The 17,145-nt window shown below is 59.2% G+C and carries 17 protein-coding genes and 2 pseudogenes; 12 read left to right on the plus strand and 7 right to left on the minus strand.

Going from position 1 to position 17,145, the window contains the following annotated elements:
* Positions 1 to 41: 41 nt before the first annotated feature.
* The gene (locus ACVWY1_RS20670; protein ID WP_102683239.1) at positions 42 to 1,085 is read right to left on the minus strand and encodes a patatin-like phospholipase family protein; all 1,044 of its coding nucleotides are present in this window, start codon (positions 1,083 to 1,085) and stop codon (positions 42 to 44) included.
* A 156-nt stretch (positions 1,086 to 1,241) separates the two neighbouring features.
* Between ACVWY1_RS20670 and ACVWY1_RS20675 the strand changes: the two genes are divergently transcribed.
* The 3 genes from ACVWY1_RS20675 (at position 1,242) to ACVWY1_RS20685 (ending at position 3,183) form a co-directional block, all read left to right on the plus strand.
* Positions 1,242 to 1,520: a hypothetical protein gene (locus ACVWY1_RS20675; RefSeq protein WP_102683240.1), complete on the plus strand. Its 279-nt coding sequence runs from the start codon at positions 1,242 to 1,244 to the stop codon at positions 1,518 to 1,520.
* 14 nt (positions 1,521 to 1,534) lie between these two features.
* Positions 1,535 to 2,302, plus strand: a complete 768-nt coding sequence (locus tag ACVWY1_RS20680) for a CHAD domain-containing protein (RefSeq protein WP_277504985.1) — start codon at positions 1,535 to 1,537, stop codon at positions 2,300 to 2,302.
* An 83-nt stretch (positions 2,303 to 2,385) separates the two neighbouring features.
* A complete protein-coding gene (locus tag ACVWY1_RS20685) occupies positions 2,386 to 3,183 on the plus strand; it encodes an acyl-CoA thioesterase (protein WP_277504984.1) in 798 nt (265 codons plus the stop codon).
* A 154-nt stretch (positions 3,184 to 3,337) separates the two neighbouring features.
* Here ACVWY1_RS20685 and ACVWY1_RS20690 read toward each other — a convergent pair whose 3' ends face one another.
* The 3 genes from ACVWY1_RS20690 to ACVWY1_RS20700 all read right to left on the minus strand — a co-directional run bounded on the left by ACVWY1_RS20690 (position 3,338) and on the right by ACVWY1_RS20700 (position 6,169).
* Positions 3,338 to 3,706 carry an Mpo1-like protein gene (locus ACVWY1_RS20690; protein ID WP_139669893.1) on the minus strand — a complete coding sequence of 123 codons (369 nt, stop codon included), beginning with the start codon at positions 3,704 to 3,706 and terminating at the stop codon, positions 3,338 to 3,340.
* A 91-nt stretch (positions 3,707 to 3,797) separates the two neighbouring features.
* Complete coding sequence (locus tag ACVWY1_RS20695) at positions 3,798 to 5,276, minus strand: methyl-accepting chemotaxis protein (RefSeq protein WP_139669895.1); 1,479 nt, start codon at positions 5,274 to 5,276, stop codon at positions 3,798 to 3,800.
* 86 nt (positions 5,277 to 5,362) lie between these two features.
* Positions 5,363 to 6,169, minus strand: a complete 807-nt coding sequence (locus ACVWY1_RS20700) for a TatD family hydrolase (protein ID WP_139669897.1) — start codon at positions 6,167 to 6,169, stop codon at positions 5,363 to 5,365.
* Positions 6,170 to 6,327: 158 nt separating this feature from the next.
* Between ACVWY1_RS20700 and ACVWY1_RS20705 the strand changes: the two genes are divergently transcribed.
* From ACVWY1_RS20705 to ACVWY1_RS20715, 3 genes are all read left to right on the plus strand, one after another.
* Positions 6,328 to 7,734: an MltF family protein gene (locus tag ACVWY1_RS20705; RefSeq protein WP_102683284.1), complete on the plus strand. Its 1,407-nt coding sequence runs from the start codon at positions 6,328 to 6,330 to the stop codon at positions 7,732 to 7,734.
* 112 nt (positions 7,735 to 7,846) lie between these two features.
* A complete protein-coding gene (locus tag ACVWY1_RS20710; RefSeq protein ID WP_102683246.1) occupies positions 7,847 to 8,281 on the plus strand; it encodes a DoxX family protein in 435 nt (144 codons plus the stop codon).
* 227 nt (positions 8,282 to 8,508) lie between these two features.
* Positions 8,509 to 8,817 carry a hypothetical protein gene (locus ACVWY1_RS20715; protein WP_046854898.1) on the plus strand — a complete coding sequence of 103 codons (309 nt, stop codon included), beginning with the start codon at positions 8,509 to 8,511 and terminating at the stop codon, positions 8,815 to 8,817.
* Positions 8,818 to 8,845: 28 nt separating this feature from the next.
* Here ACVWY1_RS20715 and ACVWY1_RS20720 read toward each other — a convergent pair whose 3' ends face one another.
* The gene (locus ACVWY1_RS20720; RefSeq protein ID WP_457378693.1) at positions 8,846 to 9,331 is read right to left on the minus strand and encodes a hypothetical protein; all 486 of its coding nucleotides are present in this window, start codon (positions 9,329 to 9,331) and stop codon (positions 8,846 to 8,848) included.
* A gap of 348 nt (positions 9,332 to 9,679) precedes the next feature.
* Here ACVWY1_RS20720 and ACVWY1_RS20725 point away from each other — a divergent pair, with 348 nt between their 5' ends.
* The 5 genes and pseudogenes from ACVWY1_RS20725 to ACVWY1_RS20745 form a co-directional block, all read left to right on the plus strand.
* Positions 9,680 to 10,612 carry a ThiF family adenylyltransferase gene (locus ACVWY1_RS20725; protein WP_277504981.1) on the plus strand — a complete coding sequence of 311 codons (933 nt, stop codon included), beginning with the start codon at positions 9,680 to 9,682 and terminating at the stop codon, positions 10,610 to 10,612.
* A 192-nt stretch (positions 10,613 to 10,804) separates the two neighbouring features.
* Positions 10,805 to 11,026, plus strand: coding sequence for a hypothetical protein (locus ACVWY1_RS20730; RefSeq protein WP_146022594.1), 222 nt, complete (start codon positions 10,805 to 10,807; stop codon positions 11,024 to 11,026).
* 113 nt (positions 11,027 to 11,139) lie between these two features.
* Positions 11,140 to 11,925, plus strand: a complete 786-nt coding sequence (locus ACVWY1_RS20735) for a class I SAM-dependent methyltransferase (RefSeq protein ID WP_207238350.1) — start codon at positions 11,140 to 11,142, stop codon at positions 11,923 to 11,925.
* Positions 11,913 to 13,679, plus strand: coding sequence for a GNAT family N-acetyltransferase (locus ACVWY1_RS20740; RefSeq protein ID WP_457378694.1), 1,767 nt, complete (start codon positions 11,913 to 11,915; stop codon positions 13,677 to 13,679). The genes ACVWY1_RS20735 and ACVWY1_RS20740 overlap by 13 nt, the downstream gene beginning before the upstream one ends.
* A gap of 287 nt (positions 13,680 to 13,966) precedes the next feature.
* Positions 13,967 to 14,128 (plus strand): annotated as a pseudogene (locus ACVWY1_RS20745) (NAD(P)-dependent oxidoreductase); the annotation flags it as partial.
* A gap of 128 nt (positions 14,129 to 14,256) precedes the next feature.
* Here the strand turns inward: ACVWY1_RS20745 and greB are convergent.
* Positions 14,257 to 14,742 carry a transcription elongation factor GreB gene (gene greB / locus ACVWY1_RS20750; protein ID WP_139669909.1) on the minus strand — a complete coding sequence of 162 codons (486 nt, stop codon included), beginning with the start codon at positions 14,740 to 14,742 and terminating at the stop codon, positions 14,257 to 14,259.
* Positions 14,743 to 15,205: 463 nt separating this feature from the next.
* On the opposite strand from greB, the pseudogene ACVWY1_RS20755 reads away from it, so the two are divergent.
* Positions 15,206 to 15,484 (plus strand): annotated as a pseudogene (locus ACVWY1_RS20755) (GreA/GreB family elongation factor); the annotation flags it as partial.
* On the opposite strand, the gene pdxR reads toward ACVWY1_RS20755, so the two are convergent.
* Positions 15,460 to 16,920, minus strand: coding sequence for a MocR-like pyridoxine biosynthesis transcription factor PdxR (gene pdxR / locus ACVWY1_RS20760; protein ID WP_457378695.1), 1,461 nt, complete (start codon positions 16,918 to 16,920; stop codon positions 15,460 to 15,462). The pseudogene ACVWY1_RS20755 and the gene pdxR overlap by 25 nt on opposite strands.
* Between the last annotated feature and the right edge of the window lie 225 nt (positions 16,921 to 17,145).

Consider the following 17,145-nt stretch of genomic DNA (forward strand, 5'->3'; position numbering starts at 1 on the left):
CTCCTGCATGACGACCTGCGGCAGGTGTGCACGGACTTGTTTCAGGGGCGCCGGATTCCCTCATGGTTGTCCAGCGTGTCCCGGGCGATCTCCCGCCCCAGGGCGATCAGCTCCGGCGCCTTGTAGAACTCGAAGAACCGGCACACCCGCTTGGGTACGTTGATCAGTACATCCGGCGGATACCCGGCGATCTTGTACTGCGCCAACGACGTCTGCATCACTTCGAAACTCTGGTTGATCAGGTCCAGCAAGGACGCGGGGCCGACGTTGTCGACGATGAACGAGCCAGTGGCCGACTTGGGCGCGCCTTCGCTCTGTGGCGCCGCCGCCGGCTGCTGGCCCTGCGGTTCGGCGCTCTCGCCCAGCCAGGGGTTGGATGAGGCCAGCCCTTCGGCGACGATCTCCTGCTCCAGGCGGATCAGCTGTTCGGCCGGCTTGCGCCGGAACGGCAGGCGCGACCCCAGCGAGCTGATCAAGGCGTCGAAACGCATCTTGAACGCCGCCGGGCGCTCGATCACCGGCAACTGATACTGCTTCTGGTTGGTGGCGTTGAGGTTGACGGCGATGATCAGGTCGCAGTGGCTGGACACCACCGGGACGATCGGCAACGGATTGAGAATACCGCCATCGACCAGCATGCGATTACCTTGCACCACCGGGGTGAACAGGCTGGGAATGGCCGCCGAGGCGCGCATGGCCTGGTGCAAGCAGCCCTCCTGGAACCATATTTCCTGCTGGTTGGTCAGGTCGGTGGCGACCGCTGTGTAGGGAATGCGCAATTGCTCGATGTTGATTTCACCGACGATCTTGCGGATCTGCCCGAACACCTTGTCGCCACGAATGGCGCCCAGGCGAAAGCTGACATCGACCAGGCGCAGCACGTCGAGGTAGTCCAGGCTCTCGATCCAGCTGCGGTACTCGTCGAGCTTGCCGGCGGCGTAGATGCCGCCGATCACCGCGCCCATGGAGCAACCGGCGATGCACGCGATCTCGTAGCCGCGGCGTTCGATCTCCTCGATCACACCGATGTGCGCGTACCCTCGGGCCCCGCCGGAGCCCAGCACCAACGCCACGCGTTTGCCCATGATTTTTCCCCCCGTGCCTGTGCAACCATGGTCCAACAATGCACCCATGCCGCCTGTGCTTCAATGTAGTCCGTGCTGGACTACGCTGAGCAGGGCACTTTTTGTTTGCTTTGCCGTCGAACGGCCACTTCAGTTTCCACCCTCGAGGTATTACCGATGAAAGCCTGGATCACCCTTCCTCTGATTGCCCTGGCCTTGGCCGGCTGCGCGGGCAAGACGGCCTACCGTGACAGTTGCGCGACCCAGCTCGATGCCGCCTGGAAGGAACTTGACCTGGCCAAGGCCGAAGGCTTTGCCGGCACCGTGAGCTATTCCAAGGCGTTGTCGCTGCTGACCGGTGCCAAGACCCAGCAGCAGTTCGAAGGCTTTGAAGGTTGTACCCACAAGGCCGAGAAAGCGCGTTTCTACATTCGTGAGTCCCGCGCCGGGCGTTGAGTGAGGAGCGTCACATGCCGAGCATGATCGACCATGTGGTTTCCAGGGTCCTGGCCCTGCAGGTGGGAATGCTGGCCTGTCGCGAGCGCCTCGCCGCCGATACCGACAGCGAGGCGCTGCACGACCTGCGCACCACCCTACGGCGGCTGCGCAGTTTGTTGCGGCCTTTGCGTGGCTTGCCGGGTGTCGAGCAGTTGGAGGAAGCGGCGGGGGCACTGGGCACGCTCACCACACCGTTGCGTGACCGTGAAGTGCTGGCCGCGCAACTGGTCGGGCGCGGTCATGTGCAGGCCGGCGAGCGCCGCCAGGAGGGGAGGGCACGGACCTTTGCCGGCGTCGCGTCCAGTGCCCAGCTTACTCGGGTGCTGGCAATCCTCGACGCCTTTCCGCTGTTTTTGCGTGCTGCCGACCGCGAAGGCTTGACGCAAGGCATGCGCAGGCGCATCGACAAGCGCCTCGAGAAGCAATGGCGCAAGCTGGCCAGGGCGCTGGACGACCCGGCCCATGATCGGCATCGTCTGCGCCTGCTGATCAAGCGCGTTCGCTATGGGGACGAGGCCTACCCCCAACTCGAGCATGCCGGCAAGGGGCTGCAGCGGCTGTTGAAAAAGGCGCAAGGCGATCTTGGCGACTGGCATGACCGCGTGCAGTGGTTGCTGCAGGTACATGAGCACAGCGACCTGGCGGGCTGCAAGGTGGCCTGGGAGCATGAGCTGCATGCTGCCGAGGGGCGCTCGGATCTGACCCTCGAGGCATTGCAAAAAGCCCTGGCGCGCCGTTAGTCCCGGCAAATGACCGAAATGCGGGCTGTGGCTGGCGTGATCGCTGGTTACTATCGGTTCTTTTCGCGCAGGAGCCCTGGCACATGAACTTCACAGAATTGCTGACAGCCGCGCGCGCTCACCCCGAGGCGGTCAGCGTGCCGGCTGGCTGGGCCCAGGGCCGCGCGGTGTTCGGCGGCCTGATGGCGGCGATGGTGCACGAAGCGATGCGCCAGAAGCTCGGCGACAACCGCCCGGTGCGTTCGCTGGCCATCACCTTCGTCGGCCCGGCGGCGCCGGATGTGCCGATCAGCCTGGAGGTTGAGGTGCTGCGCGAGGGCAAGGCGGTCAGCACCTTGCTGGGACGCGCCGTGCAGGATGGCCAGGTGGTGACCCTGGTGCAGGGCAGTTTCGGTGCCGGTCGTCCTTCCGTGGTGGCGGTCGACGCGCCAGCCGCGATGCCGATGAAGCCGCTGCAGGAGGCGGCACCGGAGCTGCCCTTCATCAAGGGCATTACACCGGAATTCATGCAGCACGTGGCGTTTCGCTGGGCGGTGGGCGGCCTGCCGTTCAGTGGCAATGACTCACGGCATATGGGCGGTTGGGTACGCCTGCGTGATGTCGCCGAGGAGCCGGTCGGGGTGGCGCACCTGCTGGCGCTGGTCGATGCCTGGCCGCCCAGCCTGCTGCCATATCTCAAGCAGCCCGCCGCCGGTAGCACGCTGACCTGGACCATCGAATTCGTGCAGCCCACGCCGCAACTATCGACCCTCGACTGGTGCCGCTATGTGGTCGAGACCGAGTATGCCCGTGATGGCTATGGGCATGCAGCCGCGGCGTTGTGGACGGCTGAAGGGGAACTGTTGGCATTGAGTCGGCAGACGGTGACCGTGTTCGCCTGAGTCTGGCAGGACACTGGACAGGGGCCGCTTTGCGCCCCATCACCGGCAAGCCGGCTCCCACTCCGATCGTGTTAACGCTGGGTCATACACCATTCCTGTGAGAGCGGGCTTGCCGGCGATGCGCCGCGTCAGCGGCGCTGTGTGCTCGATCTTGTCATTTCCCGTGCTTGTGCCGCTCGCGCCACGCTCGCCACCAGGCGCCGCTGAGCACGAAGCGCGGGAAGGTGATGAATTGCTCGGTGAGCAGCCGCTGCAGGGCATCCTGGCGATTGGCGAAAGGCTCGGGCTGCTCGGCTTCCAGGCGGTGCCCATGGCGTTGCAGGCCCAACCCGGCGGCCAACGCAATGACGCCCACGGCGATCTGCGACAGGTCCAGCGCGAACAGCCCCGACAGCACCAGCAGCGCGCCCAGGATGAACAGCGGCACTGCGATCAGATGCAGCACCAGGTTGGTGGGGTGGCGGTGATTGTGGTGGTAGCCGCGCCATTGCCAGGCGGGCAGGTTGGGCAGTCGTTTGCTCATGGACGGATCCTCAGGGGTCTGTCCAAAGCTTAGTGCGGCCCCCGCAGGGGGGCCAATCGAGGCTGGCTATGGTGACCATAGCCAGTGCTGGTCAAAGCTTGAGCTGGCCGATGGCCTTGTTCAGTTCGCCGGCGAGGGTCGCCAGTTCGCTGCTGGTGGTGGCCGAGCCCACGGTCTGCTGCACGGTCTCTTCGGTCACGTCGCGGATGCTGACGACGGCGCGGTTCATTTCCTCGGCCACTTGGCTCTGCTGCTCGGCGGCCACGGCGATCTGGGTGTTGCTTTCGCGCATCTGTGCCACCGCGCTGGTGATCTCGGCCAGGGCCTCGCCGGCTTCGCGCGCCTGCTTGACGCAATCGTCGGCCTTATACGAGCTTTCCTGCATGAAATCCACCGCGTCGCGGGTGCCGGCCTGCAGGTCGGCGACCATGCTGGTGATCTCGTCGGTGGAGGTCTGCACGCGCTTGGCCAGGTTGCGCACCTCGTCGGCGACCACGGCGAAGCCCCGGCCCAGGTCGCCGGCCCGGGCGGCCTCGATGGCGGCGTTGAGGGCAAGCAGGTTGGTCTGTTCGGCGATGCTGTGGATGACCCCCACCACGCCATTGATCTTCTGGCTGTCGTCGGCCAACTGGCGGATCATTTCGGCGGTCTGCTGCACACCACTGGACAGCCCGGCAATCGAATCCTGCACGCGGCTGACCACGGCCTGGCCGCTGCCGGCCAGGGTGTCGGCGGTCTGCGACAGGTCGCGGGTGGCGCCGGCGTGCTGGGCGATATGGTGTACCGTGGCGGTCATCTCGTTGATTGCGGTGGCCGCCTGGTCGGTCTCGCTCTGCTGGCCGATCATGCCGTGGCGCACCTCGTCCATGCTGCCGGCCAGGCGCGCGGCCCCCGAATCCAGCTGCGCGGCGGTGCGCGCGACGGTGCTGACCACGCGGTGGTAAGTGGTCTGCATGGCGTTGAAGGCACCGGCCATCTGCCCGACCTCGTCGCCGCAGGCCAGCGGCACCCGGGCCGAGAGGTCGCCAGTCTTTTCCACATGCAGCATCACATCCTTGAGGGTGTTGAGCTGGCTGAGCAGGAAGCGGATCAGCAACTGCGAGGCGCACAGCATCGCCAGCATCAGGATCAGCACGCACACGGCATAGTTGCTGAAGCGGTCGAAATAGACCTGACGCAGGCTGGGGGACTGGGCAAGCACGGCGATGTGCTGCTCGCCCCGGCGCAATACCTGGGCGCCGCGCAGCGGGTTGTCGCCGAGGATCCAGGCCCCGGGCAGATCGACCCAGCCTTGGGCATCGCGCAGGGCCTCGAGTGGTTCGCCGGCAAATTGCGGCGTCTGGCCGTTGCGCCAGGTGATCAGGTTGGCCTGCGTGGGCAGTGCCTGTCCGGCGGGCCAGGCTGCCAGCAGTTCGGCCTGGGCCTGCGCTTGCGCCCGGGCGCCGCTGGCGCGGGCTTGTTGCTCCAGGTGCACCGCGTAGAGCACCAGCATCAGCGTGGTGACGAAGGCCACTGCGTTGACGGCCCAGAACTTGTATTTGAGGGAAACGTTGCTAAGCCAGGCACCCATGGTAGGTCTTCTCTGAGTTGGCGGAAACATTATTGGCAAGGTGCCATCATTGTGCCCGCCAAGGCCAGAAGCCTCGTTGATATGCGTCAAGAAACCTCAGGCAGGCCGAAGAACGCGCGGGCGCAGGTGCTGGTATGGGCGGCGGTGTGCTCCATCGCTTCGCCGCGGTGCTGTGCCACCTCGCGCAGCACTTCGGGAAGGAACGCAGGCTCGTTGCGACCGTTCTTCGGCTTGGGCCTGAGGCTTCGGGGCAGCAGGTAGGGCGCGTCGCTTTCCAGCATCAGGCGGCCTTGCGGGATGCTGCCGACCAGTGGGTGCAGGTGGGTGCCACGACGCTCGTCGCAGATCCAGCCGGTGATGCCGATATGCAGGTCCATGTCGAGGTAGGCGAACAGTGCCTGGCGTTCACCGGTGAAGCAGTGCACCACCGCCGCGCTCAGGTGGTCGCGGTAGCCTTTGAGGATCGCCAGCAGGCGTTCGCTTGCCTCGCGCTCGTGGAGGAACACCGGCAGGCGCAGCTCGACCGCCAGCGCCAGCTGCGCCTCCAGGGCCTTTTCCTGGGCGGGGCGTGGGGAGAAGTCGCGGTTGAAGTCCAGGCCGCATTCGCCCACGGCCACGACCCGTGGCTGAGCGAGCAGTTCGCGCAGTTGGCGTTCGCTGTCGGCGCTCCAGTGGCTGGCATCGTGGGGGTGCACGCCGGCAGTACCGAACAGACGCTGGCCGGGCTCGTCCAGGCGCTGGCACAGTTCAAGCGCCTCGGCGCTGACATCCAGGCTGGTGCCGGTGAGGACCATCTGTGCCACGCCGGCTTCCACGGCACGCTCGACGATAGCGGCCTGCTGGTCGCGGAAACTGCTGTTGGTCAGGTTGACGCCGATATCGATCAGTTGCATGGTGCTACCTCTTGCCGCGGGGCGGCCAGCATAGCAAAAACCCAGATATCGCGAAAAAGCCAAGAACTTCAAACGTTTGCCGTGGTCTGTTGCGGTCATTTATCACGGATCGATCACAGCGCATGGTGCCTGCCAACCGCCCTCGGACCCTTACCGCCATGGTGCGAACCTTTTTCACCAGCCTGTTGCTGTCCGGGTTGCTGGCCGCCGGGCCGGTCGCTGCCGGCGAGGCGGGGCCGCAGCAGCATGTGCCTGCCAGCCAGGCCCGTGACCTGACGCAGATCCGCTCGAGCAAGGTGCTGCGGGTGTTGGTCAACCAGAGCCGCAACAGCTCCGGCGAGGTAAAGGGTGAACCGGTCGGGATCGAGTACTACCGCCTGCGTGCCCTGGAGCACGCCCTCAATGCCCGGGTCGCCGACGGCCAGGAAATCACCCTGAAGATCATCCCCCGCGCCAAGGAACAGTTGCTTGGTGCGCTGCAGCGCGGCGAGGGCGATCTTGCCGCGCCCGGTGAACTGCTCGACCCTGGCGTGGTGCGCGGCGTCGATGCCAGCGCGCCAGTGCTCGACCAGGTTCCCTTGCAACTGGTCGGGCGCAAGGGCGAGCGCGGCTACAACCGTGCCGAACAGCTGTCCGGGCGCACCATCGCCCTGACCACCGCCAGTGCCGCAGGGCCGGCGATCGAGGCGATCAACCAGCAGTTGGCGCTGCGCAAGCGGGCACCGATCAAGGTGGAGTGGGTCGACCCGACGCTGGCGGTGGAGGATGTGCTGGAGATGGTCCAGGCGGGCATCTACCCGCTGACCGTGGTGGAGCGTCCCATCGCCCAGCGCTGGGCGCGGGTGATGCCGCGCCTGCGGGTCGACAGCAAGCTGCAGCTGGCTCCGCCCCAGGCCATGCGCTGGTATCTGCGCAAGGATGCGCCGATGTTGCGTGCGGCGGTGGACCGCTTCCTGGCCACCTACCGTGCGCCCGACAACCAGGACGCGGCGTTCGAGCGCATCTACCGGCGCCAGTACCGGGTGCATAACCCCTTGGCTCGCCAGGACCGCCAACGCTTGGCCGCGTTGCGCCCGGTGCTGCAGAAACATGGCGGCGACCAGCAGTTCGACTGGCTCAACCTGGCCGCCCTGGCGTTCAAGGAGTCCACCCTCGATCCCAAGGCGCGTGGCACCGGCGGTGCCCACGGGCTGATGCAGATCACGCCGTCGGCGGCCCAGCGGGTAGGCGTGAGCAACACCGCCACGGTGGATGGCAATGTCCAGGCCAGTGCCCGCTACCTGGCGCTGATCCGCCGCAAGTTCTTCGCCAGCCCCCAGCTCAACGAGCGCGAGCGCATGGCGTTCATCCTGGCCGCCTACAACCTCGGGCCGGAGCGGGTCCAGGCCATGCGCGCCGAAGCCCGGCGACGGGGACTCAATGGCAACCAGTGGTTCTTCCAGACCGAGCGTATCGCCATGGAGCAGGTGGGCATGGGGCCGGTGAGTTTCGTCAACAGCGTCAACAAGTACTACCTCGCGTTCAACCGCGAGCGTGCCTCCCTGGAGCGGGTGGCCAAGCGCTGATCAAATCAAATTATTCGATATTAATTGCGCGTTTTTTGCGATTTTATTATTCGATGACTTGATTATGATGGCGCCCATCCAACACACACCCGCTCAAACAAGGAAGCGCCTCATGAACAACTCCCTGAAAGCCCTTTTCAACACCCGCGCCGGCTACGGCCTGAGCGTCGTGCGCATCCTGGTCGGTGTCATCTTCATGGCCCACGGCGCGCAGAAACTCTTCGGCCTGTTCGGTGGCTACGGCCTGGAAGGCACCGGCCAGTGGATGGAAAGCATCGGCCTGGCTCCGGGCTACCTCATGGCGCTGCTGTCCGGTAGCGCCGAGTTCTTTGGCGGCCTGGCGCTGGTGGTCGGCCTTTTGGCCCGCCCGGCTGCGCTGGCACTCAGCGTGACCCTGGTGGTGGCGATCTTCTCGGTGCATATCGGCAACGGGTTGTTCATGTCCAACAACGGTTATGAGTTCGCCCTGGCGCTGCTGGCCGGCACCGTGGCGGTGCTGATCGAAGGCGCGGGCCGCCTGTCGCTGGACCATGTGATCGCACGCTGAAATAAAGCTGCAAGCTTCAAGCCTCAAGCTGCAAGTGGTCAAAGCGATCAACTTGCAGCTTGTAACTTGCGGCGTGTCCCTCTAGCATACCGATTGCGCCGATTTAAACAGCTACTTGCGGGGCGCAGGAGAGGCCCCGGTGGGTCATCCGAAATACCGCTAAAGCGCTGGTTCGGTGACGCCTCCCACCGCTGCCCAGCGGGATCAGCGAGGCGGAGAGAGACTCCATGAGTTGCCCACGTACCAGTGTCTGTTTGACCCCCCTGGCCAAGAACCAGGCTTCCCGTACCCCGCGCATCCTGCTCGGCGGCCAGCATCAACCCACGCTTTTGCGCAATCTCGATGGCTTCTCCCGGCGCAAGGGCCAGGCCTGTGCCTTCCTCATCCAGTTCTCCGACAGCTGTGACCAGCTCGATCAGTATGGCAACGACCGCTTCGACCTGGCCGTGATCCAGGCCCCCGCGGCGCAGGATGCCGACGAGGTCATCGGCCAGCTCACCCGCATCGCCCGCCAGGGCCTGATCACCCGCCGTTGAGCGGCGTGTCGCGGCCAAGCGTTTTTCGTTAAGCTCGGTCTCTCGGTGGGCGCCTTGCGCCTGCTGCGGATGCGCTGGCCTCCTCATAGGGGGTGAACAAGTCCATCAGACGCGCCCAGGCATCCGATTGGCCTTTGCCATACAGGCAGGTGAGGTAGTCGATCATCAGCCGGCCTGCAGGCTCTTTTGGCAAGTCCTGCAGCTCGCTGTCATTCCTTGAAGTAATGCCCCGCCTGACAAGCTCCGCCATCAGGGCCGAGCCATAGTCGTCTACCTGACGAGGCATCAATACTGCGATTTCCCGCGGTGGAACTCCCACTTCGATCCACTGGCGAATGTTGTCAGCCAGCACCATCGCTTCTTGTGAAGTGTGCTGGAAATGAACCGCTAGGGTCTGTATGAAAAGTCTTGAGACGAAGGTCAGGCAAGGCGAAAACAGCCGAGGAACGGTCGGAGTCGCGCCCGACTTTACGGGTTGTAAATGAGCATTCCGAGGCTGTTTCCAACGCAGCATCACCGAGTATCAAGGCTTTTCATACAGAGCCTAAGACCACAAATCCCTTTCTAGCCAGGCAGTTCTTGAGCCTATAACAACTGACAGTCGCTTCCGGTAAATCAAGCGCTCGACTCACCTCTGTTTTCGACATGCCGCTGGCCTTCAGCTCCAGCACGGCGCGAACTAGATCAGAGCTGCTAGGTTTGTCCCGCGTGCGCTTGATTAGCCCTTCACCCAGCTTCCCAGTGATTTCTCAGGCCTTGAAAGCCTCCACTACCGGAAAAAGATGACAGCTGAACCAGCCTTAAACTTTTCCCATTCCTAATCGTTTATTTCAAAAGCGTCATGCGGACATAAGAGGTAGTCATGGACGATTTAGTTTACTACAAACACGGCAAGCCGGTTGCCATTATTGCGCCCTCCGTACTGTTTTCCCGGGAATCCGATGAGACCATTATAAATGGCCCTAAAGGAATTTCGAGTTTCAGAAGTGGAGACGAACAATCGCTGGAGCAGGCCCTGAAGGAATGTGGAGCTTTAATCCAAGGTGCGCACGATGAAATTGAACAAGTGAAGCAGCTTCTTCAAGATCCTGTAACCAGCAGAACGACGAGCTACTTCTTGAGTGTTGCACGCCAGTGTGCAGATGTAATAGCCGACATGGAAATACTGAAGAACTCCAAAATTATAATTGCTGGTTGTGGAGGAATCGGAAGTTCAGTGGCGATGCTGTTAGCAGGTGCGGGTATACGAAATCTAATACTAACCGATCATGACGTGGTAGAAAAGAGTAACTTGAATCGCCAGCTCTTTTGGACGCTTGCAGATGTAGGAAGCTATAAAGTGGACGTACTCAAGAAGGCGCTGACTGCAAGGTTTGAAAATCTGAGCGTAGTAACTCACGTGAAACCCTGCTCACTTGAGTTGCTGAGGGAACTTATTTCAGATGTTCAAGGCGCCGTTATAACTGCTGACGACCCTCCTACTCTCGCGAGAGATGGTGTTTTTATCGCAGAGGAGTTCGATATACCCGTTGTGTCTGGTGGATATCTTCATTGCTTCAGTACATCGCTCCTATTTAATCCAAGCGATGCGAAAAACCTTGCGCCCAGCGTCAGGCGTGACGTATCGGCACCACTCACAAGGTTGCCAAGCGGCATAATGCCGAGCTACGGCCCAGTAAATTTCAGTCTTGCGTCGATGCTAAGCAGCAATTTGATTTCTGCACTGGCAACACACACATTCAAAGGATTTGAATCCAGAATAGAGCGCTGGGATAGCTCTAGAATGATCCTGTAAGCTTGTAAGGTTGACTATCCATCCGGTGTTTAGGGAGTTGCAAGTAAGCGAAGTGAGTTAACATTTTAAGCTGTCTGCATAGGAGAGGTAGAATTATTGCGCGACTTTAAAAAGATGCTTGACAAAAGAGCTATAAGTCGCAACTATAATCAGGAACGATAATCGTTCTCACGGAAAACAAAGGAATGTAACATGGATAAGAAATTGCTCGGTATCGCTTCAGTTATCTTGGCAAGTTCGCCTGCCGTACAGGCTACTGCTTTGCCACCGGCACCGGTTGAGACTGAGGCGCAGCTTCAAGTCAATGCAGCGGGCCAACCAGTCGCACCCTTTACTAAACATGAACAACTCAAGGAGTCTCTTGCCAGCGTCTGCACACTTCCGAGTGCTCACCAGCATTCGATGTGCAATTAGAGCTCGTCTAAAGCTGTAGGTCTTTAAGCGGATCTGCACCAGCTTGACTCTAAATAGATGCGAAGCTTGTCTTCGCATCTATCTCTAATTATGCTTTCTCGGAAGGATATCTCGTGAACACCAAACGCGTAGACTTCAGTTCTATGACCTATCCTGATCTTGTAGCATTCATGCAGCAAGAGAATACACCTCCTGGTGCAAGTCATGCGCTCGACTATTTGATCGAGGCGTCGACTGTTACCTCTGGCTCTTATCTTCTAGATTTAGCTTGCTCTACAGGATTTAGTTCAAGGTATTGTTATGAGCAGGTAGGAAGCCGGGCCGTAGGTATTGATACAAGTAGTGCTGCAGTCAGCGTTGCTAATGAAAAAACAAACGAACTAAATGCGGCCGATAAATTACAATACTTAGTGGCCGATGCTTGCGCATTGCCATTCGAAAATGAGTCATTCACTCATGTGCTAGGTGGTTGTAACTTTGGTTTCATCCAAGATCGCCAGCGCGCATTGTCAGAATGCCATCGAGTTCTAAAGCATGCTGGAATCTTGTGCATCTCAAACTTTTTTTTCAGGTTGACGCCCCCGGAATTTATACTAAATGCGGTCGAGAAAGCACTAGGCTGGCGTCCAGAACCCTCTTGGACATACGATTATTGGAAGGAATTTTTTACGGAGCATGGATTTACACTCGGCTCCGAATTTACGTACGAACTGTTTGCTGAAAGTGAGGATGCACTGGCAATGCGTGTAAGGCGTTATTTATGTCAAGAAAATCCTGAAACTAGAGCTATGGCGACGGATCAACAAGAAGCTTTATATAGTCACTTTTTTGAAATTCGAAAAAGCTTGAACGCTCAGAAAGATTTTCAAGGAGTGGCTTTCCAGACATGGCACAAATAGCTCCCCCGGAAAAATTCATGGAGACTGTCCGGAATCATATCTTAGAGGAGGCCAGCCCTGATCGGCCTTTTTTCATTTTTGATCTTGAAAGTGCCCGAGCGAAAGCGGAAAGCTTTATGCATTCTGCAAAAAAGCACTTTGATGGGGTCGTGCTCGCGGCTTCGTTGAAATCGTGTAATTTAGGGGCGTTTTGTCAAATGCTCAAAGATAACCATTACTGGGTGGAGGCCTGTTCAATAGAGGAAATCAATTTAGCGTTACAAGCAGGCTTTGAAAGCAGCCAAATAATTTTTGATGGCCCGCTTAAGCTTGATGACGAACTGTTGTTCGCTGTTAAGCACGAGGTGCTGGTGCAGGTTGATAGCATTAGTGAAGTCGAGAGGCTAGGGTCTATATGTTCGAGCATCAGAAAGAAATGCCAGATCATAATTCGCTTATCGCATCTTTATCGAGACACTGGATATTCCCGCTTCGGCTGTACATCAAATGAGTTTGAAGAAATTCTCTTGCCCTGCCTTCGCAGGTACGAGTGCATAGAGCATGTCGGATTTCATCTTAATGCTGGGTCAAATCTGCCGGCGACGACAGCCATAACTGACACGCTGGCGCTATGGGCTTCTTTCCTAGTCAAACATATGCCGGAGCGAGGAATACTAGACTTGGGAAGCGGTTTTCCAGCAGACTCATTCTCAAAAGATATCAACATCAAAACACCCTCTGCTGACATTTTTTTTAAAGAAATCGCTCAAAAAGCTCAAGCATTGTTTGGGCAAGTAAATCAGCATTGGCGTTACATCTTTGAGCCGGGTAGATGCCTCAGTGAGGATTATGGCTATCTCTGCGGTAGGGTTTTTAGTACTAAGTGGCGTAATGGTATAGAGCTTCTCCAAACAAACGTAGCTTCAAACTGGGTTCCCTCAATCCATCAGTGGGCTCATTCGATCGTACCCGTATCAAATTTTCCAGAAGCACCGACGCGTCACGCTCAGTACTTAGTGGGTTTTAATTGCTTCGAAGCGGATTACATTACAGCTCTCGGGGAAACGTTTTCTCTCAAGGAAAATGATCATTTCCTTATAAAAGGGTGTGGAGCGTATGACCTTCAAACTATGACTCAGTGGGTCAGGTGTAAGCCTGTGGTTTATAAGTACGACGACAGACGTCTTGGTTTATGTCGGTCGCCATCCAAGCCTAATTGTCTGGTGCTTGACGACATTTATTGCGTATCCGAAGACATTAAAATTACAGAAACTCTGTCTTTGGTCAACGCTAAGCCTTCATACGCTAAGGACTTGTTCGAGCTCATAACAAAAAATAAAAAAAACTTTGAAAGGTATATGCACTGGCCTAGAAGCACAAGGTGTTCGAAAGACGTAGAGGAGTTTTTAATTTCATGCTCAAAGGAACATCAAGAAGATATCTCCAAAACGTATATACTTTGTGAGTCAGGTAAGCCCTGCGGTGTTCTGTCTTTTAATTCGATGGATCTCGTGAATAAAACCGCTTATTTAGGTTACTGGTTGGATGTTGATATGCAAGGGAAGGGCGTTCTATCAGCTGCGGTAAAAAAACTGATTGAAATTTATGTGGAAAAAAGCCAGATATGCCGCTTCGTTATCAAGGCTGCCGTAAAAAATGGAAAAAGCAATGCGCTGGCATTGCGCTGTGGTTTCAGTTATGAGGGCACACTTAAAAAAGCAGAGCGTATAGGGGATGAGTTTCTTGATCAAAATATATATGCGTTGGTTCTATAACCGCTTGACGCAGAGTTGTTAGCAACACTGCTGAAACACGGCCTGTCGAGCAAAGAGGCTTTGATGCCCTGATAGATCTTAAGCGATCAAGCGGTGGTCGGGCCAACAGCGTGTGACCAGAGCCTTGGGGCGCAAAGCTGGGGGCGGCTCAGTGTGGTCGATTAGCCATCGTCTCTCTGCTTCATCTATTGGAGCGAAGATTTCTCAGGCGCCATAACCATTTTCCAAGCGCCTGATCTGCTCGATGGCGTCCTGGACGGGCAGATCATTGGGGGGCGCGGGTCAGCAAGGACACCCTCTTTGAGCAGGCGGATATCGCTACCCTCCATAGGGTGCTCAGCGAGCGCTCCAGAAACATCGTGGGGCGTGCTGAGCTGCAGCGAATGAAGCCCCATGCGTGGTTGATCAATACCGCCCGCAGTGGTTGGTTGATCAGCAAGCGTTGTTGAGCGCGCTTCAGGCGGGCCAAATTGCCTTCGAGGATCGATCTTTGCTGACAACCGATCCTGTCCGACCTGTTTGTAGGCGCTGGCTCCCCCGTGGTGCAAGCAAGGCTGCCGAATCCTGGTGGAAGGGGCTACCCGTGGGCAGGCTGTTCGTAGGAAATGCTAGCGATGAACCAAGTCGCTTCGCCCGTCGGAGTCTGCACCACGACCTCGTCCCCTTCCTCTTTCTTCAGTAGGGCGCGGGCCATGGGGGAATCAATCGAGATGTAGTCCTTCCGACCGTAGATCTCATCGTACCCGACGATTCGGAATCGCTTGCTCTCACCATCTTCATTGTCGATCTCAACCCAGGCGCCAAAGAAGACTTTGCCCTCTTGCTCGGGGGCATAGTTGACAACCCGGATGTCCTCCAACCGCTTCCGGAGGTATCTGATCCGACGATCAATCTCTCGAAGAAGCTTTTTGTTGTATTGGTAATCCGCGTTCTCACTCCGATCCCCTAGAGAGGCGGCCCAGGTAACCTTCTGAGTGATTTCGGGACGGTAGGTGTGCCAGAGGTGGTCTAGTTCAGCCTTCAGAGCAGCGTGCCCTTCTCTGGTGATGATGTTGGTCGGCAACCTCTACTCCTGATACAGATACGGTGGCACCTGGATCAATGGGGACGGAGCCGCCAGGAGATGTCCTTAGGCAATCGCCGCCGAGATGATGATCCAAGTCAAATCCAAGCGAGACTACCACGCCTTGGATTGCTGTTTGAACAGCTTCCGATAGGGCAGTACTTAGGGCCTATGCCTAGGACTTTCCGGGTGGCTTCTGAGGCGCCGCTTCTTGAGTGACGCAGCGGCTTTGCTATGAGACCGGTTGTTTGGGGCGAACGGAGCTGCTGAATGGGTGTTCGTCTGTTGCTGCAAAGGTGGGCTTAACAGTTCTCCCTCCGTGATCTCTCTGGTGCACCAGAATATGCGGGCAGGGTGAAGCCGCCTCAGGCTGCTTGGATGGATTCGGCAGGTGCGGGGTACGTCCAGTGTGGAAGTGCTGCTTGGTTGGATCGCTAATGCTGTTCTGGGGTTGGGGTGATAATACCAGTACAACAAGAAGCTGCTGCGCGAGATCGACCGCCGCGTGCGTTACCTGCGCAAGCGCCTGGAAGACGTCGTGGTGGTCGAGTACTCGTTGCGCTTTCGCATCGTCGGCTATGACGAGATCCACGGGCGCAACGACTATATCTCCATCGACTCGCCCATGGCCCGGGCGTTGCTCAAGAAGGAGGAGGGCGACGAGGTGGTGGTGCACACCCCCCCGGGTGAGGCAACCTGGTACGTCAACCGCATCAGCTACCCGGGTAGCGATGCCCGATAGACCTCTACCAGCACTTGTGCCGCTGCTGCGATCTGCTCATCGGTGAGCGCTGCATAACCGATCAGCACGCCGGCGGGCCAGGTGTGTTTGCGGCAGAACAGACCGATCGGCTGCAACACCAGCCCGCATTGCCGGGCCCGCTCGCAGAACGCCTGCTCACTGACGCCGTTGGGCAACCAGAGGACGAAGTGCAGGCCGGATTGCTCGCCGCTGACGGTCATGCCTGGCTCTGCCGCGAGGCGCTTGAGCAGCAGGTCCCGGCGGCGTTGGTAGGTCTGCCTTGCGATGCGCAGGTGCCGTTCATAGTGACCGCGCAGCAGATACTGGCGCACCGTCCGCTGGGCGATGATCCCCGGCGTCTGCCCCGTTGCCGCCAGCCAGTCGATGAACCGTGCGCGCAAGGTTCGCGGTACGACCGCGAATCCCAGCCTCAGCCCGCTGAACAAGGTCTTGTTGAAGCTGCCGCAGAACAGCACCCGGTCATGCTGGTCGAGCGCCTTGATCGCCGGCAGTGGCGCGCAGGCATAGTTGTATTCGCTGTCGTAATCATCCTCGACGATGTAGGCATCTCGGGTCTGTGCCCAGTCCAGCAGCGCCTGGCGTCGCTGGACGCTCATGCAGATGCCCAGCGGAGCCTGGTGCGCGGGGGTGGTGTGCACCGCGCGGACGTGGTCGTGCGTGGCCAGTTGTTCGACGTCCAGGCCTGCCTGGTCCACGGCGACGCAGATCACCCGTCTGCCGGTCTGTTCGAACATGCGTGCGGCCCAGGAGTAGCCCGGATCCTCCAGGGCGATGGCGTCGTCCTGTTCCAGCCACTGGCTGATGAAGTGCAGGGTGTGGCGAATGCCCTGGGTCACGACGATAGCCTCGACGTCGCACTCGATGCCCCGATAGAGACGGATGTGCGCCGCTATAGCCTTGCGCAGCAACATGTCACCTGCGTGCGGAACGCTCTCGGTGATTGTCGCAAGGGCATCGGCGGCCAGTTGCAGATGACGCTGTTCAAGCAGCGTCGGGTCTGCCAGCCGGGCGACGAAGGGCACGCCCGTCTGCAACCGGGCTTCTGGCAGGGCGGCAGGGCTGACGCAGGGCGCGGGCTCACGGGGGCAAGCGAGCGTGGCCAGGGGCTGTTCGTTGGCCGCGATCAGCGCGTCGGGACGCAGCGGTGCGACCACTGAGCCCGCGCCTTGTCGGCGCAGGATGCAACCTTCCAGGGCGAGTTGTTCGAAAACCAGCTCGACGGTGCCCCGCGCCACTCCCCACCGCTGGGCGAGGGTACGGGTGGAGGGCAGGCGTGTGCCGGGCGTCAGATGGCCACAGGCGAGCAGATCTTGCAGGAAGGCATAGAGCAGTTGGTGCTTGCGGGCCGAAGGTTTGGCGCACAGCTCGAACGGCAGGGCAAGGTCAAGGGCAAGCGGTTGTTTGCCTCTGGCCATAAGTGGTCCACATGCAGGAAGGCTTAATGGACCTTCATGGTAGCCAGCGCAATCCCTAAGCTCAATCCACGTAACAACTTGTTGCGGTGCGCAAAGAAGCGCACCCGATTCCATTGTGCGCCCAGGCGTAGACGGAACCGGTATTCATTCTTTGCAAGGAGTCAACGAGTCATGACGGTTCTGCAGTGGTTGCCCATGTTGCTGGCCCCGCACTACGAACAGGTG

Source organism: Pseudomonas sp. TE6288 (assembly GCF_054062095.1).

Coding starts and splice junctions, on each gene's coding strand:
- ACVWY1_RS20700 (WP_139669897.1), bottom strand. CDS start 6,169: ATGCAACTGATCGATATCGGCGTCAACCTGACCAACAGCAGTTTCCGC.
- pdxR (WP_457378695.1), bottom strand. CDS start 16,920: ATGGCCAGAGGCAAACAACCGCTTGCCCTTGACCTTGCCCTGCCGTTC.
- ACVWY1_RS20680 (WP_277504985.1), top strand. CDS start 1,535: ATGCCGAGCATGATCGACCATGTGGTTTCCAGGGTCCTGGCCCTGCAG.
- ACVWY1_RS20705 (WP_102683284.1), top strand. CDS start 6,328: ATGGTGCGAACCTTTTTCACCAGCCTGTTGCTGTCCGGGTTGCTGGCC.
- ACVWY1_RS20710 (WP_102683246.1), top strand. CDS start 7,847: ATGAACAACTCCCTGAAAGCCCTTTTCAACACCCGCGCCGGCTACGGC.
- ACVWY1_RS20675 (WP_102683240.1), top strand. CDS start 1,242: ATGAAAGCCTGGATCACCCTTCCTCTGATTGCCCTGGCCTTGGCCGGC.
- ACVWY1_RS20690 (WP_139669893.1), bottom strand. CDS start 3,706: ATGAGCAAACGACTGCCCAACCTGCCCGCCTGGCAATGGCGCGGCTAC.
- ACVWY1_RS20720 (WP_457378693.1), bottom strand. CDS start 9,331: ATGCTGCGTTGGAAACAGCCTCGGAATGCTCATTTACAACCCGTAAAG.
- ACVWY1_RS20730 (WP_146022594.1), top strand. CDS start 10,805: ATGGATAAGAAATTGCTCGGTATCGCTTCAGTTATCTTGGCAAGTTCG.
- ACVWY1_RS20740 (WP_457378694.1), top strand. CDS start 11,913: ATGGCACAAATAGCTCCCCCGGAAAAATTCATGGAGACTGTCCGGAAT.
- ACVWY1_RS20685 (WP_277504984.1), top strand. CDS start 2,386: ATGAACTTCACAGAATTGCTGACAGCCGCGCGCGCTCACCCCGAGGCG.
- ACVWY1_RS20725 (WP_277504981.1), top strand. CDS start 9,680: ATGGACGATTTAGTTTACTACAAACACGGCAAGCCGGTTGCCATTATT.
- ACVWY1_RS20670 (WP_102683239.1), bottom strand. CDS start 1,085: ATGGGCAAACGCGTGGCGTTGGTGCTGGGCTCCGGCGGGGCCCGAGGG.
- ACVWY1_RS20715 (WP_046854898.1), top strand. CDS start 8,509: ATGAGTTGCCCACGTACCAGTGTCTGTTTGACCCCCCTGGCCAAGAAC.
- ACVWY1_RS20695 (WP_139669895.1), bottom strand. CDS start 5,276: ATGGGTGCCTGGCTTAGCAACGTTTCCCTCAAATACAAGTTCTGGGCC.